The sequence below is a fragment of the Fibrella rubiginis genome (assembly GCF_017353185.1).
GTDB lineage: Bacteria > Bacteroidota > Bacteroidia > Cytophagales > Spirosomataceae > Fibrella > Fibrella rubiginis.
The window spans coordinates 40,324-62,707 of the sequence record NZ_JAFMYV010000011.1; the positions used below are offsets into that span (position 1 = coordinate 40,324).

At 52.5% G+C, this 22,384-nt stretch carries 19 protein-coding genes; 7 read left to right on the forward strand and 12 right to left on the reverse strand.

Going from position 1 to position 22,384, the window contains the following annotated elements:
• The first annotated feature begins 183 nt into the window (after positions 1-183).
• Together J2I47_RS19790 and J2I47_RS19795 are read left to right on the forward strand one after the other, a co-directional pair.
• The gene (locus J2I47_RS19790; protein WP_207366344.1) at positions 184-1,011 is read left to right on the forward strand and encodes an alpha/beta fold hydrolase; all 828 of its coding nucleotides are present in this window, start codon (positions 184-186) and stop codon (positions 1,009-1,011) included.
• Between the two features lie 32 nt (positions 1,012-1,043).
• Entirely contained in the window at positions 1,044-1,370 is a 327-nt protein-coding gene (locus J2I47_RS19795) for a rhodanese-like domain-containing protein (RefSeq protein WP_207366345.1), read from the forward strand.
• Here the strand turns inward: J2I47_RS19795 and J2I47_RS19800 are convergent.
• From J2I47_RS19800 to rplS, 3 genes are all read right to left on the reverse strand, one after another.
• The gene (locus J2I47_RS19800; RefSeq protein WP_229374805.1) at positions 1,367-2,329 is read right to left on the reverse strand and encodes a bestrophin family protein; all 963 of its coding nucleotides are present in this window, start codon (positions 2,327-2,329) and stop codon (positions 1,367-1,369) included. The genes J2I47_RS19795 and J2I47_RS19800 overlap by 4 nt on opposite strands.
• Before the next feature lie 62 nt (positions 2,330-2,391).
• A complete protein-coding gene (gene dapF / locus J2I47_RS19805) occupies positions 2,392-3,165 on the reverse strand; it encodes a diaminopimelate epimerase (RefSeq protein ID WP_207366346.1) in 774 nt (257 codons plus the stop codon).
• Positions 3,166-3,339: 174 nt separating this feature from the next.
• On the reverse strand, positions 3,340-3,723 hold the full coding sequence (rplS, locus tag J2I47_RS19810) for a 50S ribosomal protein L19 (protein ID WP_207366347.1): 384 nt from the start codon (positions 3,721-3,723) through the stop codon (positions 3,340-3,342).
• Positions 3,724-3,842: 119 nt separating this feature from the next.
• Between rplS and J2I47_RS19815 the strand changes: the two genes are divergently transcribed.
• Positions 3,843-5,345: an NAD(P)H-hydrate dehydratase gene (locus tag J2I47_RS19815; RefSeq protein ID WP_207366348.1), complete on the forward strand. Its 1,503-nt coding sequence runs from the start codon at positions 3,843-3,845 to the stop codon at positions 5,343-5,345.
• Between the two features lie 618 nt (positions 5,346-5,963).
• Here J2I47_RS19815 and feoB read toward each other — a convergent pair.
• From feoB to J2I47_RS19830, 3 genes are all read right to left on the reverse strand, one after another.
• Positions 5,964-8,114, reverse strand: a complete 2,151-nt coding sequence (gene feoB, locus J2I47_RS19820) for a ferrous iron transport protein B (protein WP_207366349.1) — start codon at positions 8,112-8,114, stop codon at positions 5,964-5,966.
• A gap of 70 nt (positions 8,115-8,184) precedes the next feature.
• Positions 8,185-8,415 carry a FeoA family protein gene (locus tag J2I47_RS19825; RefSeq protein WP_207366350.1) on the reverse strand — a complete coding sequence of 77 codons (231 nt, stop codon included), beginning with the start codon at positions 8,413-8,415 and terminating at the stop codon, positions 8,185-8,187.
• Between the two features lie 175 nt (positions 8,416-8,590).
• Positions 8,591-10,066, reverse strand: a complete 1,476-nt coding sequence (locus tag J2I47_RS19830; protein WP_207366351.1) for a hypothetical protein — start codon at positions 10,064-10,066, stop codon at positions 8,591-8,593.
• Between the two features lie 966 nt (positions 10,067-11,032).
• Between J2I47_RS19830 and J2I47_RS19835 the strand changes: the two genes are divergently transcribed.
• The 4 genes from J2I47_RS19835 to J2I47_RS19850 all read left to right on the forward strand — a co-directional run bounded on the left by J2I47_RS19835 (position 11,033) and on the right by J2I47_RS19850 (position 15,693).
• Positions 11,033-11,968 carry a glycosyltransferase gene (locus J2I47_RS19835; protein ID WP_207366352.1) on the forward strand — a complete coding sequence of 312 codons (936 nt, stop codon included), beginning with the start codon at positions 11,033-11,035 and terminating at the stop codon, positions 11,966-11,968.
• An 8-nt stretch (positions 11,969-11,976) separates the two neighbouring features.
• The gene (locus J2I47_RS19840; RefSeq protein ID WP_207366353.1) at positions 11,977-12,876 is read left to right on the forward strand and encodes a glycosyltransferase; all 900 of its coding nucleotides are present in this window, start codon (positions 11,977-11,979) and stop codon (positions 12,874-12,876) included.
• Between the two features lie 135 nt (positions 12,877-13,011).
• Positions 13,012-14,502 carry a capsule assembly Wzi family protein gene (locus J2I47_RS19845; protein ID WP_207366354.1) on the forward strand — a complete coding sequence of 497 codons (1,491 nt, stop codon included), beginning with the start codon at positions 13,012-13,014 and terminating at the stop codon, positions 14,500-14,502.
• A gap of 6 nt (positions 14,503-14,508) precedes the next feature.
• A complete protein-coding gene (locus tag J2I47_RS19850) occupies positions 14,509-15,693 on the forward strand; it encodes a glycosyltransferase family 4 protein (RefSeq protein WP_207366355.1) in 1,185 nt (394 codons plus the stop codon).
• Positions 15,694-15,732: 39 nt separating this feature from the next.
• On the opposite strand, the gene J2I47_RS19855 is transcribed toward J2I47_RS19850, so the two are convergent.
• The 6 genes from J2I47_RS19855 to J2I47_RS19880 all read right to left on the reverse strand — a co-directional run bounded on the left by J2I47_RS19855 (position 15,733) and on the right by J2I47_RS19880 (position 22,378).
• Positions 15,733-16,587 carry a glycosyltransferase family 2 protein gene (locus J2I47_RS19855; protein ID WP_207366356.1) on the reverse strand — a complete coding sequence of 285 codons (855 nt, stop codon included), beginning with the start codon at positions 16,585-16,587 and terminating at the stop codon, positions 15,733-15,735.
• 17 nt (positions 16,588-16,604) lie between these two features.
• Positions 16,605-17,450 carry an O-fucosyltransferase family protein gene (locus J2I47_RS19860; RefSeq protein WP_207366357.1) on the reverse strand — a complete coding sequence of 282 codons (846 nt, stop codon included), beginning with the start codon at positions 17,448-17,450 and terminating at the stop codon, positions 16,605-16,607.
• Positions 17,447-18,706, reverse strand: a complete 1,260-nt coding sequence (locus J2I47_RS19865) for an O-antigen ligase family protein (protein ID WP_207366358.1) — start codon at positions 18,704-18,706, stop codon at positions 17,447-17,449. Before J2I47_RS19865 ends, J2I47_RS19860 begins: the two co-directional genes overlap by 4 nt.
• Entirely contained in the window at positions 18,690-19,808 is a 1,119-nt protein-coding gene (locus J2I47_RS19870; RefSeq protein ID WP_207366359.1) for a glycosyltransferase family 4 protein, read from the reverse strand. Before J2I47_RS19870 ends, J2I47_RS19865 begins: the two co-directional genes overlap by 17 nt.
• Positions 19,809-19,876: 68 nt before the next feature.
• Positions 19,877-21,040, reverse strand: coding sequence for a glycosyltransferase family 4 protein (locus J2I47_RS19875; RefSeq protein ID WP_207366360.1), 1,164 nt, complete (start codon positions 21,038-21,040; stop codon positions 19,877-19,879).
• Between the two features lie 15 nt (positions 21,041-21,055).
• Positions 21,056-22,378: a flippase gene (locus tag J2I47_RS19880; RefSeq protein WP_229374806.1), complete on the reverse strand. Its 1,323-nt coding sequence runs from the start codon at positions 22,376-22,378 to the stop codon at positions 21,056-21,058.
• Positions 22,379-22,384: the final 6 nt, after the last annotated feature.

Consider the following 22,384-nt stretch of genomic DNA (forward strand, 5'->3'; position numbering starts at 1 on the left):
GCTCCTTAATGTCTGTTCATGGGCCTCCAAAAGGTGTTCCACACCAGAACGACTCTGTCAGATTGACAGAAAAAAATGGTTTATCGGTTCATGCGTACTACCAATCGCTGATCTACGGAAAATCGTATATAAGTCGTTTCGCGAAAATTTTACACTTTTAACAAGCCCCAACATAGCCTTGAAATGTCTTTATTTACTTCACCAACCGGCGTTGATCTTTACTACGAGATTCATGAACCCGGTTCATCGGTAGCCAATCCAGAAACCATTGTCTTCTCGCATGGGCTGCTATGGAGCGGCCGTATGTTTGCCCATCAGGTAGCTGCCTTCAAAAATCGGTACCGTGTGGTCACGTATGACCACCGCGGTCAGGGGCAAAGCAGTTCGCCAGACAGTGGCTACGATATGGACACCGTCTTTGCCGACGGCGTGGCACTGCTCGAAGGGCTACAGCTGGGTCCCTGCCATTTTGCCGGGCTGTCGATGGGTGGGTTTGTGGGTATGCGGCTGGCCAGTCGCCGCCCCGATTTGCTGCGGTCGCTGATCCTGCTCGAAACATCGGCAGACCCGGAACCGGAAGAGAATCGGACCAAGTACATGCTGCTGAATACCGTAGTGCGCTGGTTTGGGATTTGGGCGGTGGTCAACCCCGTGATGAAGATCATGTTTAGCCGAACCTTCCTGCGAGACCCCGCCCGCATTGACGAACGTAAACAATGGAAAGACGAGTTGCGGACAAATCGGCCTACCATCACCAAAGCCGTCGACGGTGTCATTAGCCGGAAGGGTGTATACGGTGAATTAGCAGCCATCAGCTGTCCTACGCTGATTATTGTTGGCGATGAAGACGTGGCTACCCCGCCCGCCAAAGCCTATCGAATTCACAGGCAAATAACAGGTTCGCTGCTGATGCGCATCCCGAAGGCCGGCCATTCGTCAAGTATAGAAGAGCCGGCGGCCATTAATGCGGCTATCAGGCAATTTCTGGTGGGCATTGGTGCGGCCGCCTGAAACCGGCACGGGCTACCCTCTGTTACATCGGTATGGCATCTACCCACGCATCCAGTGCCTTCACCGACGTGTCGATGGCCGAGTTTGACTCCCTGCGTCAGCAACCCGGTGCTGTGGTTGTCGATGTGCGTGATGAGTGGGAATTTGACGAATTTAATCTCGGTGGCATCAACATACCCCTCCCCGACATTCGCGCTCGACGGCATGAACTGTTGCCAGCTAATCCACTGCTGGTCATTTGCACCAACGGCGTACGTAGCCGCGTGGCGGCCAAAGATTTACTTCGCCACGCTGAATTTGCCGATAAGACAATCTACCATCTGGTAGGGGGCATCATTGAGAGCGAGGAAAACAGCTAGTCTATGATCAGGAAGCCGGGCTTAGCCGCATCTTTCTCCATGGGCGGCAAGTACAACTGCATGATTTCGTGCACGTTAAGCCGAATCATGCGCGAAAGCTGGTTTAACGGCAGGTTGTTACGCTCGGTACCAAATGGTTCCTGAATCTCTTCGCCGATGATCTCCAGCCCCACCAGTACATACGATACCGCCATAACCGCCGGAATGGTCAGGTAGCCAAATTCGTCGATCACCGTAAACGGCATGATGCCCACGTAAAGCAGGATAAATAGCTTGATAAAAAAGCTGTAGGAAAACGGGATAGGCGTGCTTTTGATGCGTTCGCAAATGCCCGACACGTCGAGGTAGGCCATTAACAGGTTATCGATGCCGATCAACTGCGAATCGGTGATTAGCCCTTCTTGATAAAGACTTTGTTTGCGCACCTGAACCTGCGCCATGATACCGTTGGGCAGGTGGTCATAGTGTTGTAGGGTGCTTAGTTGATGACCATCGGCGTCTTCCAGCTCGGCCAGATCCCGCGACCCACGCAGGTGGTTTTTAAGTGCAAACGAGAAGTTCGACAGCATTTTGGCGAAAAACAGCCGGTCGTCATGGCGGGTGGCGGGCAACAGCGCATTGAGGTAGGTAGCCAGAGTCCGGTTGGTATTCACCAGCGTTCCCCAGGCTCGGCGCCCTTCGTAAAACCGGTCATAGGCTGTGTTGGTCCGAAACACCAGCATCAGGCTCAGCAGAATACCCATACCCGACAAGAACTCGGTGGGGGTATTCTTCAGACGTAGATCCGCAAAGCGCAACTCTACTATAGTGACAACGACCAGGTAGGCAAATACCCAGCCCAGGCGCTTAAGGATAGACAAGGCCGTTTGGCCCGTATGGAAATGCCAGATGGCTTTAAACCAATCGTTTTTTTGGTAAATGATCACGTTGAGCGTAGAAAAGCAAGAGACAGGAAACAAGACGCAAGATTGATCAATCTGACCGCTTACAGCTTGTTTCTTTCATTTAACTCGCCTAGTTGCTAAACGGTTATGTCTCCTTCAAAAACGCGCTGAGCGGGGCCAATGAGGTAAATTGACCCAAATGTACCGTTGAGCTGTGCCTCAAAAGCCACACGAAGGGCGCCTCCCAACGTGCGGATGGCAACAGGGCTAGCCAGTCCCAGTTGCTGATGTGCTACCAGCGCCGCGGCCGTTACACCCGTGCCGCAGGAATAGGTTTCGTCTTCCACCCCCCGCTCGTAGGTGCGCACAAACAAGGTCTGGTCTGGCCCACTTTCCACAAAGTTTACATTGGTGCCGCCGGGGCTAAACTGGGCTGCATACCGCAACGGACGTCCCACAGCCACCACGTCGAGGCTCGTTACATCGTCTTCAAACTGCACCACGTGGGGCGAACCTGTGTTCAGAAAACTAAACGCGGCCTGGTGTTCTATATCAGCTACATCGCCCATGCGCAGATGAACGTCCGTCTCCTGCACCTGCGCTTCGTGTTCCCCGTCAACGGCCATAAACCGAACCTGGTTGGTGATTAAGCCGAGGTCATGAGCAAAGCGCACAAAGCACCGGCCGCCATTGCCACACATGCTGCCCTCAGCCCCATCGGCATTGAAATAGACCATCCGTAACGTACCGTCGGGGTCGGTCTGTAGCAGAATCAATCCGTCGGCACCGATACCGAAATGACGATGGCACAACCGCGCCACCAACGCCTGATCAGCTGCCGGGAATGTTCTTGCCCGGTCGTCGATCATGACAAAATCATTGCCGGTACCCTGGTATTTGAAGAAGTGCATAAAGTGGTTTTAGGGGGAAACTAGTTCAAAGTCTAAAGTCTAATGTCCAACGTTGCTTCGCATGCGTATTGCTGACGCGAAGCAACGTTGGACATTAGACTTTAGACCTTGGACTACTTACTAACAGAAAAGGCTGCCCATGGGCAGCCTTTTCTGTTCTCTGTGAAAGAAGAATTACGCTGCTACGGCAACTTGGGTTGGTTTCGCGATCCGCTCTTTCACGCGGGCAGCTTTACCCTGACGACCACGGAGGTAAAACAACCGGGCACGGCGCACTTTACCCAAACGCACTACATCAATTTTGTCAACGTTTGGCGACAGCAATGGGAAGATACGCTCAACACCAATGCCGTTTGAAATTTTACGTACCGTGAACGTCTCACCACCCGTGTTTGGGTTACGGCGCTGGATGACTGTTCCGGTGAAAATCTGGATACGCTCTTTGGCGCCCTCGCGGATCTTCACGTGTACATTGACCGTATCACCGGCCCGGAATACGGGCAGGGCGGTGCGCCGCTGGGCGTTATCGGCTTCTACTAATTTAATGAGCTCACTCATGACCGTAATCGTATATCGCAGATGCTGCGGGAGGTAAGATTTTCTAAATCGAGGCGCAAAGATAGTAGTTTATTCAGTCACAGAAAATAGTTTTGTCGAATACAGTTGACACAGCCCGCATGAAAATCCTTGACGTTGACCAGATTCGGCAACTTGACCAGTACACTATACTCAACGAACCCATTGCCCCAATCCAGCTTATGGAGCGGGCGTCACAAGCTTTCACCAACTGGTTTACGGCCCGTTTCGACAGCAAAACCGCCGTTAAAGTCTTCTGCGGACTGGGCAATAACGGCGGCGACGGTCTGGCCATTGCCCGCCTGCTCATTCAGGCCGAATATAACGTTGACGTGTTTGTGGTGCGCTATGCTCCCCGCGAGTCCGACGACTTTGCGCACAATCACCGCCGCCTGAAGCTACTTACCGCGCCCGTTTACATCGAAAACCCCGGCGATATTCCTACCCTGCGCCATAGCGACGTAGTGATCGACGCCATACTTGGTTCGGGTATTTCACGGCCCGCCGAGGGCATTGTGCGGTCGGTGATTGAGGCGATCAACCGCGCGCCTGCCACCGTTGTCTCGGTTGACATTGCCAGCGGACTACACGCCAATTCAGCCACCGAGCCGGGTGAGATTACGATTTGTCCCGATTACACGATTACGTTTGAAATGCCCAAACTGGCCATGCTGCTACCCGGCAATGCCAAATCCGTTGGCGAGTGGCACGTGGTCGACATTGGGCTGCATCAGCGCTTCATTGATCAGTCGCCAACTCCCTATTATTACACCACTCGTGATGAAGCCCGACTGCTGTTGCGGCGGCGCGAGCGGTTTTCTAACAAAGGCACCTTCGGCCATGCACTGCTGCTGGTGGGTAGCTACGGCAAAGTGGGGGCAGGGGTACTGGCGGCGCGGGCCTGCCTGCGGTCGGGGGTAGGGCTGCTTACGGTGCAGGTGCCCCGTTGCGGCTACGGCATTCTGCAGACGGCCGTGCCCGAAGTGATTTGCCGCCCCGACGTGCATGAGCGTCTGCTCACCGGTCCCAGTGAAGTGGAGGGCCCTGCCCTGGCCGATTACGCCGCCGTAGGTATTGGACCTGGTATTGGTAAAGCACCCGAAACAGCCCGGTTCCTCCGCGAAGTGCTCACCAACTGTCGTAAGCCCGCCGTAGTCGATGCCGACGCACTCAACCTGCTGGCCGCTCAGCGCGACCTGATGGGTTTATTGCCCGAAAACAGTATCCTGACCCCCCACCCCAAAGAATTTGAACGGCTCACTCAACGCTGGCAAAACGACTATGACAAGCTCGAGATCCTGCGCGACTTTGCTCAGCGTAAGCAGGTAATTGTAGTGCTGAAGGGTGCCCACACCGCCATAGCCCTCCCCAACGGCGACGTACATTTCAATTCAACGGGCAACCCCGGTATGAGCACCGGCGGCACTGGCGACGTGCTCACGGGCGTACTGACCGCTCTACTGGCGCAGGGATATGACCCCGTAGAGGCAGCCGTATTGGGTGTATTTGCTCATGGACATGCGGGTGATCTGGCGGCTGAACAGCGTGGTGAGACTGGTTTAATAGCCTCCGACGTAACCGATAGCCTGCGTTGGTCGTGGTAATGGGGTGGAAATTTTCCACAAGAGTGGGAAAGAAATTCCCCATTTGTTAACGCAATAAGCCTAAGATAGATACTAATACATGTGTTTATAATGCTATTTTTTGGCCCTGTTTTTACCCTAACTACCGTTTAATCAAGTAGGTTAGCCCCTATTGATAGAATCGCGTAGTTCTACGCTAACGCTACTGGTAAACAGGCACCAAATTTGACTTGTGATTGAACAGCCTCACTTAACAACAATCACGAGCAATAGCATGGGAAATTACACACAGCGTGAGTGGCGGCTAAGTCAAGCCCCTTCTAAATCGCGGGCCGACTTAGGCCAGACTGCCGCCCTAGGCGGAACAACGGTAGCTTTGTTTGCGTATATCGTGTACCACTTTGTGTACCCCCTTATTGCTAAAGGCCTACTCTTCTAAGCATTCTATAGTTTGTTATTGCAACTTTCCATTCCTGCGAAAAGCCCGTTCTTCTGAGCGGGCTTTTTTGTTAGTAAAAGAGAGAAGGAGCTATAACACGGAGCTACACCAAGAACCACAGAGTTGCACGGAAGAAATCAAAAACTCTGTGCAACTCTGTGGTTCTTGGTGTAGCTCCGTGTTATAGCTCCTTCTCTCTTTTACCTTAATAGCTGATACGTCACTAGCGCCGACACGTAGGCCAGAACCATCATGTAGCCGAGTTGTACCATTGGCCATTTCCAGCCTTTGGTTTCGCGGTAAGTAGTGGCAATGGTGCTCATGCACATCATAGCGAAGACGTAAAACACCAGCAGCGACCAGGCTACGGCAGGGGTATACCGTGGCCCGCCCGTTTCGGGGTTGCGCTCGTTTTGCAGCCGCTGACGAATCGTCGTATTGTCTTCGGTATTACCCGCGCCGAGGCTGTAGATGGTCGACATGGTGCCGACAAACACCTCACGGGCAGCAAAGGAGGCTAGCAGGGCCACGCCAATTTTCCAGTCGTAGCCCAGGGGCCGAATAGCGGGTTCGATAAAATGGCCGAAATGACCTGCATACGATGCTTCGAGGCGTTGGGCGGCAATACTATTGGCAGTCTCGTCTGTCATGGGTTTGCCCTGTTGCTGCTGCCGAACGCGGGCTTCTGCCTGCTCCATCTGGTTGCCGGGGCCGTAGCTGGCCAGCACCCACAGGATAATGGAGATGGCGAGAATGACCCGCCCGGCTTCCCAGACAAACGACCGCACGCTTTCCCAGACCGTAAGGCCTACGTGGTTCCAGCGGGGCATTTTAAAGGTGGGCAACTCCATCACAAACAAGCTTCGCTCCTTTGTTTTCAGCACTTTCTTAAACACCCATGCTGCCACCAGAGCCGACACCAGCCCCAGCAGGTAGAGGCTCATCAGGGCCAGCCCCTGCAAATTGAATAGCCCACCCACACGCCGGTCGGGCACAACCAGCGCAATGAGAATGGTGTAGATGGGCAGGCGGGCCGAGCAGCTCATCAGCGGCGTAACCAGAATGGTAATAAGCCGGTCGCGTTGCGAAGCAATGGACCGGGTAGCCATAATGGCGGGCACAGCACAGGCAACCCCCGAAATAAGCGGTACCACGCTCCGGCCATTCAACCCAAACTTGCGCATAATACGGTCCATCAGGACCATCACCCGCGACATGTAGCCCGATTCTTCGAGCAGGGAAACAAGCAGGAAGAGCAGCGCGATTTGCGGAATGAACACCAGAATACCCCCAACGCCCGCAATGACACCGTCGGTGAGCAAGTCAGACAAGGGGCCGGGCGGCAGGCTGTCTTTCAGCGACCCGTTGATCCAGGCAATGCCCTCGTCAATTGCGTCCTGGAAGGGGGTAGCCCAGGCAAAAATGGCTTGAAAAATCAGCAGCAGAATAAGCCCGAAAATGACGTAGCCCCAGATAGGATGCAGCAAAAACCGGTCGAGCTTCTGGCTCCAGGTGGGCTGCCCCACGGGCCGGTTGTTGGTAACAGCGTCGGTGATGATGCCCGCAATAAGCTCGTAGCGGCGGATGGTCTCGCGCACCTGAAAGGCCGGTTCGCTAAACTGATAGTTAGCAATCAGCACGTCGAGGCCTTCGCGCTGCTGCCGGTTGAGGAACGTAAATCCGTCGTGCTGAATAACGTATTGCAGGGCCAGGTAACTGTTGTCGAGGCCATACTGCGCTTTAGTTTCGGCCAGTAGACCAGGCTTTCCAGCGGCGATGTCATCGGCCAGAACAGGGTCAGTATCAGGATCAAAGAAGAGCGTTTCGGCCACAATAGGCGTCTCCAGTTGCTGAAAAACGGCTTTTTTCACCAGATCGACCCCTTCGCCGGTGCGGGCGTTGATGCGCACTACGGGTACGCCCAGCCGCATCGACAGCCGCACGGCGTTGACTTCCTGCTGCTGCTGTTTGGCCACGTCGAGCATGTTCAGCGCCAGCACCACCGGCACGTGCAGATCCATGATCTGCGTAAACAGCAGCATGTTGCGGCGCAGGTTTGAGGCGTCGAGCACGACCACGGCCACGTCGGGGTAATCGGGGTGGCTGGGGTTGGCCAGGATATCGGTAACGAGTTGTTCGTCGGGCGATTTGGGGTAGATCGAATAAACGCCCGGCAGGTCGACAACGGTGATAGCGGTGGTGGGCGTAAGCTGGCAGGTACCCGACTTTTTGTCCATCGTCACACCGGGGAAGTTTCCCGTTTTCTGACGAAGGCCCGTAAGCTGATTAAACAGGGATGATTTACCGGCGTTGGGATTCCCAATCAGAGCCAGTGTGGAAGACGATGCCAAGGTTTATGTACACAGTTACCGCGTTTGGCGCAGATTGCCCCAGTTGAGCACGGTGGGTGCACCAAAACGCTTATTCCCCTTCGAGTAAAATGGTGGCGGCTTCTGCCCGGCGCATCGACAGGCAATAGCCGGCCACGTTCAGGCAAATAGGATCGCCCATAGGTGCTTTACCGTGTAGGCAAATCTCTTCGCCGGGTAGGCAACCCATTTCGAGCAACTTAATTGAAGCCCATTGATCACTAAACGACTTGATCCGGGCTTTTTCGCCAGGTTTCAGGTCTGCTACAGTGCGGTTGCTCATGGTATCCTTATTTAGACTTCATTTAAACAAACGCAAGTTTACGGGCTAAAGTTTGTGTTTGCAAAAAAACAAAGCAGGAGGTGGGGGTGGTGAGTAGTAAGTGATGAATGATAAGTGATGAATTGGCTGACGCCCGTCTGACTTCTCGTGCGTCAGCCAATTCATCATTCATCATTCAATTATTGCTTTGCACTACGTTGCCTACGTTGCTGGTGCCTTGCTGGAAGACGGCGCCGGTGTTACCACCGAGGCCCGATTGGGTCACGCTGAGTGTATTGCTCTGACCCAGTTGCGTGGCAAACGACACATCACGAAACGACGTGGTGCCCATGATCAGGTTGTTGCTGCCCGTTTGGGCCATGTCTGACTGGTTGTTGGTGCCCACCTGGTACTGCTTCATGGTGTTATTACTGCCTTTCTGGTCAACCACGGCCCGGTTTTTACCAGAAACGCCGCCGTTGATGGCTATTTCGGCTGGTTGGGCGTAGCCGGGAACGTAGCCCTGGAAAATGGTGGCGCTGTTATTACTGCCTGCTCCACCCGTCACGTTCTGATTGATGGTGGCCGACGAAGCGTCGCCAGCCTGATTCTGCATACCAATAAGCGCCAGGTTGCTACCTGAATTACCCATGCCCTGATGAATACTGGCCGTGCCATTGCCCGAATTACCACTCTGATGAATCGTGGCGTTGTCGGTGCCGGTGCCTTCCTGCGTCACGGTGGCTCTGTTGTTCTGACTGTCGTTGTTCTGGTCAATCCAGGCCGTATGGAAGCCTGCCGTCTGGGTAACCAGGGCGGTGTTACCCAAGGTGGTGCCCGACCCGTTGTTCTGTTGAATACCCACGTCGCCGGTGCCGCCCGTCTGGTTTACCGTAGCGGTATTACCCTCACTACCGCCGCTCAACGACGTGGTGGTGCCGGCACCCGAATTTTGCTGTATGGCCGCCGTCACTCCCGCCGATGCCTGGTTGATGGTAGCAGTGTTGCCCGCACTCACGCCCGACGCGCCCTCCCCTTTCTGCTCGATGATGGCCCTGACCGCACCGGCCTGCGTTTCCTGAATACTGGCTACATTGCCCCGCGACAAACCGTTCTGATGAATATAGACGTCGTATATAGAGGCACCGTTAGATGCTTTTAGCTGATCAATCCGGCCATAGTTGGCATAGTTTGTACCTGTTCCGCTACCGATTTGCTGAACGGTGGCGTGGTTGCCTTCCTGCTCCTGCGTGATACGCGCCACGTTGCCCCAGGCCCCCGGACTGGTAGAGGCCGTTGGAACCACGTTGGGGTCGCCAGTGGGCAAACCCGCCGACCCGCTGTTGATTTGAAGAATGATAGCCTCGTTGGTAGCGCTCGCGGCTCCTTTCAGGCTGTTTGTGTTCTGAAGAATAGTTGCCTGATTGTGTTGCGCCGTTAGTTGCAGCACGGTGGCCGTGTTCGTTTGCTGCCGCTGATCGGTGAATGATCGGTTGCCCGTATTAGCAGAAATCATACCATTACCCTGCGTCACCTCAGAGGTGAGCAGGTTACCCTGTTGATTTTGTAGGCTTATCTGGCTTTGGCCAATCTGATTGAGTGTAGCCGTATTTTGGGCGAAACCAACGGCAGCAAAGGCCATCAGCAGGGTAGTTAGTAGTGCGTTTTTCATGTGAATTGTAGTTTATCAATTAATCTGTAAGAGTCAGATAATCAACTGCCTGACTCATACCGACCAATACAGTAAACCGCAATACCGGCGCAGTTGTTGGCACGCCTACTGACAGGGTCAGTATCGTTCTGGAAAGCAGCCGTTACGTCCCATCAATACCCCCTTTGCCGGGCGTTGGTACAACTAATTTTACGACCGACAAACCCCCAAAGCTATATAGGCCTGATTCTTGCTGTGTAGAGTTACTATTTAGCAAAGCCTGCATCTGTTGCACACAGCAACTAATGAATTTATTTATGAAATAATGAAGACTACTGTTTGTAGTAGGTTATAGCGAACCGGAATAATAATGTCGCTGAAAGCAATAAATTGACTTTGCAGGAATAAATAAAAAAGAACACGCGGTTGTGCGTAATATATTGCGCCTGTTTGTATGAAACAGACCGAATAAACTAACTGTACCAGTGGTTTGCTGCCTGCAGACGCTATCCTGGCCAAAACGCTCACAGCCAAATCCCTAACATATAAAACTAGTTAAAATTACTTACTTTTTTACTCATAGTAATTAATTGACTGGTGCCCAGCCACATTTTCTTTATCGCTAATTAAGTAAGTCCTCAATATTGCCTCTTAGTAATAGTATAACTAACTCAACTGATAGTTGTCAACAGGTAAACGGTAAAATGCCCGTTATACACTGCATTATTTTGTCTAAAAAGAAGATTATGTCGCCCTTTATTTACCAGGTTAAACTACGCGGCTAAGGCACTACATTAAAAAAAACATACCATTATATGACAGCAATTTAATTTTATATATTTGATTCGTTAATCGACGCGAACAATATTGCTGCTGTAGGGTCCAGTATGGCACTATACATGCTATAGGTACCATATGAACCGTTTTGCCTGAAGCTGTTGATACCCGTCATTGGCGGTCCCACCTCCTATGCATCCTAGTGTAACCATGAACAACTCTACTGAACTAGCACCTATTGTACTTTTTGCCTATAAACGACCCGCCGAACTGGCGCAAACCGTAAGTGCTCTGCGCGCTAACTATCTGGCGCCAGAAAGTGAATTGTATGTTTTTGTCGATGGCCCGAAGCACCCGTTTGATTTGCCGAAAGTAGAGGCCGTGCACCGGGTAGCCGACAGCATCGGTGGGTTTCGGGCGGTGCACCGCTTCTATGCCGGTCGTAATATGGGCCTGGCAAAATCCATTATCGCGGGTGTATCGCAGGTGATGGCCGAACATGGACGAGCCATTGTGCTGGAAGATGACCTGCTCACCACCCGCAATTTTCTCGACTACATGAACCAGGCACTCCGGCAGTACAGGGAAAATCAGCAGGTTTTTTCGATTTCAGGCTATACATTCCCGTTTGATCAACCGGCCAACTACGACGCCGATGGGTATGTGTACCCCCGCACGGGTTCGTGGGGGTGGGCATCATGGGCCGACAGATGGACCTCCATTGACTGGGAGTTAACCGATTATGATAATTTCATGGCCGACAGAAATCGTTGCGAACTGTTTGATTTCTACGGCAGTGACCGGCTCAGGATGCTCAGGCGCTGGCAGGCGGGTCTTATCGACTCATGGGCCATTCGCTGGTGCTACGCGCAGGCCAAAGTAAACGGTGTAACCCTCTACCCTACCGTTTCAAAAGTAGACAATATTGGTTTCTCTCAAGAATCAACGAACACCCACGGCTATAACCGCTACAGAACCATCCTCGACGCGGGGGTAAGCCGTACATTTAACCTACCCCAGAACAGCGTTGTACCCGATTATTACCTGAACCAGATGCGATGGAAATTCAGCCTGACCGTACGTGCGGTGAACCGGCTGTTTACCCATGCGCAGAAGGCACAACGGTGGTTTACCCAGAAAAATTGATACAGCCCATGCCTGCACCCATTATCCTTTTCGCCTACAAGCGTCCCAGCGAACTGCGCCGGACATTGCTTGCCCTTCAGGCCAATTTCCTGGCCACCGAAAGCGAACTCTATGTGTTCGTTGACGGCCCGAAACACCCCTCAGACTCCCTCAAGGTTGAGCAGGTGCGGGCTATAGCGGAACAAATAACGGGTTTTCGCAATGTCTACCTGCACATCAGCACAACCAACATGGGCTGCGCCAACTCCATCATCAACGGGGTGTCGCAGGTGCTCCGCGAACATCCCAACGCGGTGGTGCTTGAAGAAGACATCGTGACGACGCCCAATTTTCTGGATTTCATCAACCAGAGCCTGATGCAATACGCCAGCCACCCCAAAGTGTTTTCGGTGGGCGGCTACACGTTTCCGTTCGAACATCCAACCAATTATGTCGACGACGTTTATTTCTACGGTCGTACCTGCGCCTGGGGTTGGGGTATCTGGGCCGACAGGTGGTTTGCCACCGACTGGTCAATTGCTGATTTTGAGGCTTTTATGGCAGATTCGGCGAGACGAAAAGCCTTCAACTACTACGGCAGTGACCGCGTCAGGATGTTGCGCCGCTCTGTTGAGAAAGAAATTGACACCTGGGACATCCGCCTGTGCTATGAGCAGTTCAAGCAGAAAAAGTTAACGGCCTACCCCACCATTTCCAAGGTCGAGAACATTGGTTTCTACAGCAATGATGGTGCCAATACTAACGTCTATAACCGCTACCAAACCCAACTCGATGATGGGCTGCGACGGCGGTTTATTCTGCCCGAACGCGTTGATGAACACAGTACGTATACCCGGCAGTTTCAGCATCAGTTCAGCCTGGGTGTACGCCTTTTCAATCGCTTAAAAACTGTGGCTGGACTGCGATAGTGTGGTGCTGGATATTGGATGCTAGATAATAGACTACGCATTGTAGTTAACCGTCTGTTTTTGTTCAACATCCGATATCCAGCATCCAGTCTTTGCGCTAAAAAAGTACCAAACGCTTATCCAATATCTCCTTTCATGAAAGTAATTGTACTCTTCGGCTGGCTGCTGATGGCTGGTGGTGGTGCGTTTGCGCAGGCCATTCCGGATACCAGCAGCCGCCCCAAAAGCCTGTTTGTCGAGGTTGGCGGCATGGCAGCTTCGTCTGGTCGAACGCCGTTCTGGCTGCGGTCGCGCCAATACGGCATCGTTCCTCTCAACAGTCCCGCCGGGCAGTTTCGCGTGGGGGGTGTTTCTTACCTTGGCGACCCGGCCAACCCGCGCCGGGTGCACCTGAAGCTGGGAGCCGAGGTAGTAGCCAACGCCACATCAGCAGCCACGCAACTCTTACTGCCCGAAGCCTACGCCAGCCTGCGGTTGGGCGGTTTCGAGCTGTACGGAGGTCGTCGGCGCGAAGTAGTTGGCCTGGCCGACACCCTGCTCAGCACAGGCTCCTACGCCTGGTCGGGCAACGCGCTGCCCATCACGAAGGTGCAACTGAGCACACGGGGATTTGTGCCGGTGGGTTTCACCAGGGGCGTTTTGGCGATCAATGCCCTGTTTGCCCACGGCTGGTTCGGTAACGCCGACTCGGTGCAGGGATCCTTTCTGCACCAGAAGGCCTTGTTCGGCCGGCTAAATTTGCTGCGCGGGCGGGTGCGTATATACGCGGGCGTTACACATCTTGCCCAGTGGGGTGGTCGCCGGAAAGCAGGTACCCTGGCCATCGACGGGCAACTGCCCAATTCCCTGAAAGATTACTGGCGCGTTATCACGGCGGCACAAACACCCGGGTCTGACTCAGCATCCTATACCGAGATTGACCGGCTCAACCGGGTGGGTAATCACCTGGGGTCAATGGATGTGGCTCTTGAACTATCGGGCGACCGGTCGGACTGGTATTTGTACTACCAGCATCCTTACGAAGACAAGTCGGGGGTGGCGTTTCAGAATATGCCCGACGGGCTGTATGGCATCCGCTGGCGCAACAAAGCAGCGTTGACCAAATCGGGCTTCCGGCTGCATCAGCTCACTGCCGAGTTGCTGACTACGCTGAATCAAAGCGGGTTCGATATCAAAATCGGCAGCCGCCTCTACGACGGTGCCGACGATTATTTCAACAATTACCAGTATAGCGAGGGCTGGTCGAACCAGCAGCGGGTTATTGGTACACCCTTCATCACCCGCACCGCCGACGCCCAGCCCGACCTGGCCAACGTAAGAGGAGGATTTGGCACTATGTACCTGAGCAACAACCGCGTAGAGGTGCTTCACCTGGGGCTGCTGGGTGGCTGGCCTTCGGGGGTGCAGGTACGTATGCTGCTTTCCGGCAGCAGGAATTACGGCCGTCCCATCACGAGCGACCCCCGCCTGCCACGTTCCCAGTTTTCGGGTATGGTAGAAGGCGTTGTACCAGTTAACCTGCTGGGTCAATCACAAATCCGCCTGACAATAGCTGCCGATCAGGGGCAGTGGCTGACAAATTCCATTGGTGGCTGGCTCAGCTTCCGCACACTCCTATCCAACTAACCGTTTATGCGTATCTTATTTGTCCATAACTATTACCAGCAACGCGGCGGCGAAGACGCTGTGTTTGAGCAGGAAGTAAGTCTGTTGCGCGAGAACGGCCATACGGTCGAAACAGTCGAGTTCACCAACGCCGGTTTCGATGGGTCATTGGTGGGCAACCTGGTAGGAGCCGCCAAATCGATGTACAGCAACGCATCGGCGCGGCGTATGGAGCAGGCCATCGACGCCTTCCAGCCCGACGTGGTGCATATCCATAACCTGTTCTACTCGGCATCTCCCTCGGTGATCCGGGCGGCCAAAGGGCGGGGTATTCCGGTGGTTATGACCCTGCACAACTACCGGCTCGTATGCAACAGCGGCATGTTGTCGCGGGCCGATCAGGTGCCCTGCGAACGCTGCCTGACCAAAACGATTCCGTTGGCGGGCATTCGGCATAGCTGTTTCCGCGACTCGCGGGTGCAGTCTATTCAGCTAACGGCCATCACCAGTCTGCATAAGCTGTCGGGCATCTGGAAAAGCGTAGACCGGTTTATTGTGCTGACGGATTTTGCCCGTGAGAAATTTCTGCAATCATCGCTTCAGTTGCGACCCGATCAGGTGGTGGTGAAACCAAATTCAATCGACGAGTTGAGCTATGCGCACCCGGAAGAACGGGAAGACTTTTTTCTTTTCGTTGGCCGGCTGTCTTTCGAGAAAGGCATTCGGGTGCTGATTGAAGCCGCCCGCATAGGCAAGTTTCCTATCGAGATTGTGGGAGATGGTCCTTTTCGTCCCCTGGTCGAACAGGCCGCTGCTGAGCTACCCAACATCAGGTATGTGGGTAAACTACCGCATAATGAAGGCATTGAACGCCTGAAAAAATGCAGGGCCATGATTCTCCCCTCGATCTGGTATGAGGGTTTGCCCACCACTATTCTGGAGGCTTTTGCAACGGGAACCCCCGTGATTTGTTCAGATCAGGGTAACCTGAACAGCATTGTGACTAAGGGCAAAACGGGTCATTTGTTCGAGACGGGTAGCGCTACGTCGCTGGTTTCCCTGATCAACAGGTTATGTCCCGATCAGCTTAACCAACACGCCCTGGCTGGTTTCGACGTATATCGCAACAAGTACGAGAAGCAAACCGTATTGGAGCGGCTGATTAGCGTATATGCTGACCTGATACCGAACGCACAGCCCGTGGTTGTTTGATGTCCTGACGCCTTTTGCCGAACCAACCCAACGAAAACCTTACCGATTTAACAGGAACCCGGTTGTCATGCGACCTAAATCCAGCAGGAAATAGAGCTGCTTCAGGGGAGCATGCCTGACCGCAAACGCGTATCGCGACCGAAGGTAATTGGGTGATTTAAACGAGAAGAAACCCTTTAAGAACGATTGCCACGACTGTTTTTTGTTGCGGGTGGCATCTGTGTAGTTATGGATCACGCTGCCCACCGACACAAACAGCCGGTACCCTTTTCGGCGGGCACGCACCGACAACTCAACGTCGGCCATGTAGTGGGGAAAGTTTTGCTCATCATAGAGTCCAACGGCCTCGAAGACATTCAGCGGAATGATGGTACCCCGTCCCGGCAGATCGTCGGTAGGCACAATGGCGTGCTTGGCAGCAAGCTGCTGATAGCTGCTTTTAAATATAGTTGATGTACGTATCCACTTGGCCGTGAAGTAATTGCACGATACTCCTGCGTATTCGAGATAATCAGGATTGGTGATATCAACTACTGCCGAGCCAATCAGACACGGTTTGTTGGCTTCATAGCTGGCCATGATAGAGGCCAGATAATTGGGGCCAAAGGCCAGGTCGTCATTCAGTGTCAGAACTACATCGGCAGCGCTGTTTGCTGTGCAGTCAAGTGCATACTGCACACCCATGTTGATGGCTTTTGTCCACCATAAGTTACCGTCACCGCGTAACACAATGACGTCGGGGAAGTACGTATCGATCATAGCGACGGTACCGTCTGTCGACCCATCATCAACAACGATGGTTGTGAAATCACGATACGTTTGCTGCTCCAGACAATCGAGGCAGCCCTGCGTATAGTACTTGCGGTTATGAACCGGAATAATGATGTAGATCATGAGGTGTGGTAGCAATGTTAACCGGCCGCTACGGCAAAATCCGATAGTTTAGGTCTGTCAGTAGCTGCGGCCAGGTGATATAGTGGTGCTTGCCCTGTAAATGAAGCCCAACTAGAAAATGTACTGGGCGGACCAACCAGATAATCACAATACGACAACACGGTAAGATCAGTCATAAAATGATTGTCTGTTGACTGCGTAACTGGCAAGCCAAAGTAGGCACGTTCGTTAATGGGTTCATTCGAGCTAAGAAAGAAAGTCGCGTTCTTTAATTCTGGGACTGTCAGTAAATGTTCGATAAGGCCGCGATAAACAACATCATCAAAATAAAACCGACCATTTTCCCACTCTTTGTAATCTCCGCGTCTAATATGTACACCAACTAAAGGCTTGTCATTTTGCTTAATCTGAGAGACTATTGTTTTTGCTACACTTGTATATTCTGAAGCTGGCTCAAATAAATGACGAATTGAATCAGCATTTAACTTAAAGCTGGCGTAGTCACGAAATAACCATGTAGTCACTAATACAGGTTGCTTTTTAACCATTTGCAAAAAGCTTAGATCTGCATCATTGAAAACATAAGGGTTGGATACTACGCCCACACCTACTAGTTTCATTAATGATTTTGCTGCCTCAGCGCTTGATCCTTTAGCAATTATCTTAGCCAGTTTCTGCTGCCACTTTTCTTTACGTTCGCTGACGCTGAGCTGTGGATGTACGTTCAAATTCGGGAAATAATCACTGTACGGAAATATTGGGCAATTCAATTGGTAGTCGTACTGCAGACTGTTTGCTACATGATGAGCAAGACTAAACAATTGATTACACAATTGCCCTTTTATGCCTAACAGGTACATCATGCAATTTCAGCTTCTAACTCAGGTTGCTGTACATTTTCCATGTTCAGGGGATGCTGACGCCAGCGAGCCATCAGATTAGCCTGGTAGATAAGGTAAATAGCAATTCCTGCAAATCCCCAGAAAAAATCTGGCAACTGATAAGACCAGGCATACACAAAAGAGCTACAGATAAAAATTAATAAAGCCCATTGCCCCGCATCCTGTCGGTCAAAAATGCGATGCAATTGAATTAATGTGATCAGAATAAATCCGTACTGAAGTAATAAGCCAACCAGGCCAAAGTTGTAAAGGAAATAAATATAGCCAGAGTGAATAAACGTACCTTTTGCTGCACGCCACTCTTCGTTTTCGGCAGTGGCCATAACTTCGCCTTTATCATACCCTTCGTATGTCCACCCTAAGAATGGATGCTCTGGAACCATTGACATATAGATGTCTCGCTGTTCGCTGCGCCAGCCGCCTGTACCTTGATTATTCGCATTCTGAATATCAGAAAAACTGCTTATCAAGTTATCTGTCAATTCTGGCTTAACATAAAACAAACAACAGATAAACAAGATTGCGCACATCAGAACGGGGGCTAATTGTGTCAATATATTCGACGCCTTAATCTGTATGTATGTCCGGATAAAGAACCAGTTCATGACTACTGCAGCTAATGAAGTTACCCAGACTGTTCGGTGAAAGGAAGCCAGAATCCCTATGCCTAATGCCAGTGCGTAGTATAGAAATCGTACTCTTCCCTGTAGCAGATATACATTTAACGAGTAGATAAGCGGCAGCACCAAGTAATAGGCTTCAGCGGCTGTCATTGATCGTTCTTCCGAATTAAAATGGTGTTCCGTAATACGGCCAAGAACAAGCTGATTGAAGCAAAAAAGCGCGATGATAATCCCGATAATAACGTTCATCCGAACATTACCCATCCATACGCAGGCGACAAAGGCACCACCCGCTATCACCGGATATAGTATCTGCGAGGTAAAATTGACAGACTCGAACCACACACCATACCGATCCAACGACTCACCAACCAGGTACAGCAGCAGTACGGCCGTGCTTGCCAGCATGACACGCATATAGAAGGGCATTCTTCCAAAGTAAAAGGCACTATAGACTATGCCCAAAACCAGCACTACCTTACGGACCTGAGGCATGATAGTCTGCTGTGTCATACCGCCGTAGGCGATCTCACAGAGTGCAAACAGAAACAGGTACAAATGGACCTGCTTCAATAAATTACGAAACGAATACATGGGATGCAGGAGCAGTTTGACCCCTTGTTATGGTTGAATAAATAGCGCAGGTGTTGTCTACAATCGTATCTGGATCGTGACGCTTCAGCGCAATCTGTCGGGCAGCTATTCGTATAGCCTTGCGAGCCTCCGGTCGCCGGAAGAGGTACATAACAGCATCAGCCAAAGCGGTTGGGTTGAGCGGGCTAAGGATCCCTGTTTTGGTGTGTTCAATCAACGATGATACACCCCCTACATTCGTAGCTACTACGGGCAATCCGGCCAGTTGCGCCTCACAAATACTGTTAGGACTGTTGTCGACATGAGACGGGTGAACCAAACACATGGCTTCATGGTAAGCTTGCCACAACTGCGATGCGTCCAGAAATCCTCTGTGTTCAATCTGCTCGGCCCGGATGTTTACCAATTTCAACTGGTCAATTAAAGATACCAGGCCTTGTTTGTTGCCCGTTCCTGTTACCACCAGACGTAGAAACGGTTCTTCCTGAGCTAGCTGGTCATACATCATCAGCAATTCCCGAATGCCCTTCAGCGTGTTTAAACCGCCCATGTAAAGCAAGCTCGTGGCATGTTCGGCGTGTTCCACAGGGCTGTAGAAGGGTTCACGCATCATCTCCCAGTTTTGATGGATGACCGCGTTAGCGCTCTTTCTTCGCATGATGGCCGTATCCCAGTGCGTACGGCAGATAAAATGATCGATTTTAGGGAGGTACTGACGCTCATAATATTCAGCCATTCGCCACGATAAGTGCCTGTAATCAGGCCAGGTTGGCAGCACTTTAATGCACTCCGACATGATGCCTTGAACAGACAATAGTTTGGGGGCCGACAGGTTGGCTGCCATCACCTGATATTGCAGTTCAGAGCCATGGATGTGCACTACATCGGCCGGAATGGCCGCCTCCTCCAATACCTGCTGTACTCGCCGAATACGCTGCTGATAACCCGTCAGCAAATCGTATTTGTCGACAGGCACTTTCACATAGATATAGTCGATGCCTTCATGGGTAAACCGCTCTGTATACGGTATAGAAGGTGATACGCTGACTATCGTCAACTTAATGTCATCCCGTTGGGCCAGTCGGCGAGCTAGCGCAGTCATCCAGGGCACTGGATGAGTCTTAATCTCTCTCCGGACCGGATGCGGATAGGCAGCAAGCCAGAGTACGTTCATGAGTAAGCCAGTTCTGTGTTGATGTAGGGCACGGCCTGCTGGGCTGAGCGTGTTTTGCAGCGGGCATACACTGCCAGTAGTTTAGTCAGGGCAGCGTCGGGGTTTAGTTGCTCCAGGAAAAACGCCCGCTGCTCTTTCAGCAGTTGTGCGCGTTTCTTTCCTTCCAGTACCGCCAGAATAGACACCGCATCGGCTTTGGGCGACTGACTCAGGTGACTCTTCGGGTTGGGTAACAGTTCAATAGCTCCCCCCACCGGAATGGCCATTACGGGTACGCTGGCCGCCATGGCTTCGATGATGGCGTGGGGACAGTTTTCGTTATGCGCCAGGTGTACATACAGGTCCGACTCCGTCAATAGCTGCCAGGGTTTGCGTTGCCGACCCAAAAACTGCACCATGCTGCCTACGCCCAGCGTTTGCGCCAGTCGTTGCCATTCGGCCCGTTTTGGTCCGTCGCCGATGAGCCATATTTCAATGGGCTGATTGGTTAGCTGTTTCAGTTCATGCGCTATGCGAATCAGGTGAATCTGGTTCCGGCGTTCTTCAATAAACCCAACGTTGGTAATCCGCAGGGGCCGTGGCGCAGCGGCAGGTGCAGCCGGAGCCGGCGACACCGTGTCGTGAATGATGGTGTAGTGATGCGCTGCTGGCAACAGGTGAACCGATTTCTGGTAGGCATACTGCGACACAAACACAAACTGGTCGACCTTGCTGAACAGCCACCGGTTCCAGCGTACCAGCCGGGCTTCAACAACCGGGCTAAGCGGCCTGATGGCCTGCATTTCGGCTACCGGGTTTTCCTGAAAATGGCAAGTCAGTATGATAGGCACGTTTTTGCCGTAAGCCAGCCGGGCCATCGCCCCGGCAATGGGATCTTGTGCGTGAACCAGTTCTACCTGACTGGCTGGAATCTGCCGCAACGCGAAATAAAGTTTCGCGGCATGATCGAGCTGGTTGTGCAGGATCTCACCGGCCCAGCCGGCTGACCAGAACACCTTCGACAGCCCGCCCAGAAAGCGGCGCGCCAGGTTGGGGGTATTATCGTGCGTAACCAGCCGCACCGCGTACCCGGCCCGCTGCAGGTCGTCCTGCAGCCTCTTATAGTACGTAACCACTCCTGAGGAGTAGCTAGGATTTAGCGTAGATGTTAAAACGATCATACTTTTTCAGTTTGTTTATCTCACGGTTTTGTCGGATAAATACACGGCGAGAGGCCTGGTAAATAACCGGCGGAACTCAATCATCCGAATCACGCAGACACCGCGTGATTTCAGGTACGCGTAAAAAGCCATTACGGCCAGCAGTTCAGTAGCTACCCAGGCCGACGAGGCCCCAATGGCCCCATAGCGCGACGTAGCCAGATAAGCCAGCCCACACCCAACCACCGACACACCCGCCGTAAGGCTGAAATAGGCCCGGTCCATGCGCAGGTTCAGCAGCGTATGCATACCCATCAAGCTGTTGAGGCTCAGCAGAATAGGTAAAATTGAAATAATACGCAGCACCACCACCGAGTCGGTAAACTTGTTACCATACATGATCTTTATCAGCAATGGGGCAGTCACCAGTATACACAGGCTGATGAGCACTGTACCCACCAGCAGGATGGGTCCAATGCGCCGTACCATAGTCAGCCCCCGTTCGGTATCTTCGCCAAAGGCTTTGGCAATCACCGGAAAAAGAGCCTGGTTCAGCGCCAGCGAAATAAACGTGCGGATGAGTGCTTCCAGCTTACTCGCTGCCGAGAACACCCCCGCCGCATAGGCCGTGCTCACAAAACTGAGCAGCAGAATATGCGACGAACTGTAGAGCGTGACAACCACGGTTGAAAAAAACAGCGTGATGCCTTCTTTGTACCGTTTGTAGAGCGCCCCCCAGTTGGGCAGGCGGTACACAAGCTGGTAGCGGTGCATGGCCATGGTGAGGGAAATAAGCCCCACAATGACGTGGCCGCTACTCATAGCCAGGTTCTGATACGCGTAGTCGTCGGCGGTGCGGATCAGAAAAAGCACCCCAACGGTAAAAATCGTTTTGCCAATCAGGTTGAAGAGAGCCATACGGCTGAGGTCTTCCATGCCCTGGTAAAGCCACTGCGGAAACAGCACCGTACCCAGGCAGTAGAGACACGTGACCATGTTGAGCCACAGGTGCTCCCGAAACGCAGGCAACCAGACAGCCAGGCCCGCAAACAGGCCGATGCTGACAAAAAACAGGATAAACTTGGCCGTGATGACTTCGCTGAACAGCCGGCTGATGTAGACGGTGTCCTGCCGGTGAATAGCCACCAGCCGCACCACCGACAGGTCGAATCCGAAACTGATCAGCAGCACGAAGTAATGGTTGTAGCCAAGGGAAATATTGAGCAAACCCAGCCGCTCAGGACCAATTAACCGCGATACATACGGCACCGTCAGCAGCGGCAACAGGTAGTTGGCTACCTGCACGCTAACCAGCGAGGCAATATTGACCGACAGCTTTCGCCATTGGCCCTCAGGCATCGCCGC

Excerpts from the sequence above, each read along its gene's own strand:
- J2I47_RS19790 (WP_207366344.1), top strand. The coding sequence starts at position 184 with ATGTCTTTATTTACTTCACCAACCGGCGTTGATCTTTACTACGAGATT.
- J2I47_RS19795 (WP_207366345.1), top strand. The coding sequence starts at position 1,044 with ATGGCATCTACCCACGCATCCAGTGCCTTCACCGACGTGTCGATGGCC.
- dapF (WP_207366346.1), bottom strand. The coding sequence starts at position 3,165 with ATGCACTTCTTCAAATACCAGGGTACCGGCAATGATTTTGTCATGATC.
- rplS (WP_207366347.1), bottom strand. The coding sequence starts at position 3,723 with ATGAGTGAGCTCATTAAATTAGTAGAAGCCGATAACGCCCAGCGGCGC.
- J2I47_RS19815 (WP_207366348.1), top strand. The coding sequence starts at position 3,843 with ATGAAAATCCTTGACGTTGACCAGATTCGGCAACTTGACCAGTACACT.
- J2I47_RS19825 (WP_207366350.1), bottom strand. The coding sequence starts at position 8,415 with ATGAGCAACCGCACTGTAGCAGACCTGAAACCTGGCGAAAAAGCCCGG.
- J2I47_RS19830 (WP_207366351.1), bottom strand. The coding sequence starts at position 10,066 with ATGAAAAACGCACTACTAACTACCCTGCTGATGGCCTTTGCTGCCGTT.
- J2I47_RS19835 (WP_207366352.1), top strand. The coding sequence starts at position 11,033 with ATGAACAACTCTACTGAACTAGCACCTATTGTACTTTTTGCCTATAAA.
- J2I47_RS19840 (WP_207366353.1), top strand. The coding sequence starts at position 11,977 with ATGCCTGCACCCATTATCCTTTTCGCCTACAAGCGTCCCAGCGAACTG.
- J2I47_RS19845 (WP_207366354.1), top strand. The coding sequence starts at position 13,012 with ATGAAAGTAATTGTACTCTTCGGCTGGCTGCTGATGGCTGGTGGTGGT.
- J2I47_RS19850 (WP_207366355.1), top strand. The coding sequence starts at position 14,509 with ATGCGTATCTTATTTGTCCATAACTATTACCAGCAACGCGGCGGCGAA.
- J2I47_RS19855 (WP_207366356.1), bottom strand. The coding sequence starts at position 16,587 with ATGATCTACATCATTATTCCGGTTCATAACCGCAAGTACTATACGCAG.
- J2I47_RS19860 (WP_207366357.1), bottom strand. The coding sequence starts at position 17,450 with ATGATGTACCTGTTAGGCATAAAAGGGCAATTGTGTAATCAATTGTTT.
- J2I47_RS19865 (WP_207366358.1), bottom strand. The coding sequence starts at position 18,706 with ATGTATTCGTTTCGTAATTTATTGAAGCAGGTCCATTTGTACCTGTTT.
- J2I47_RS19870 (WP_207366359.1), bottom strand. The coding sequence starts at position 19,808 with ATGACTGCGCTAGCTCGCCGACTGGCCCAACGGGATGACATTAAGTTG.
- J2I47_RS19875 (WP_207366360.1), bottom strand. The coding sequence starts at position 21,040 with ATGATCGTTTTAACATCTACGCTAAATCCTAGCTACTCCTCAGGAGTG.
- J2I47_RS19880 (WP_229374806.1), bottom strand. The coding sequence starts at position 22,378 with ATGCCTGAGGGCCAATGGCGAAAGCTGTCGGTCAATATTGCCTCGCTG.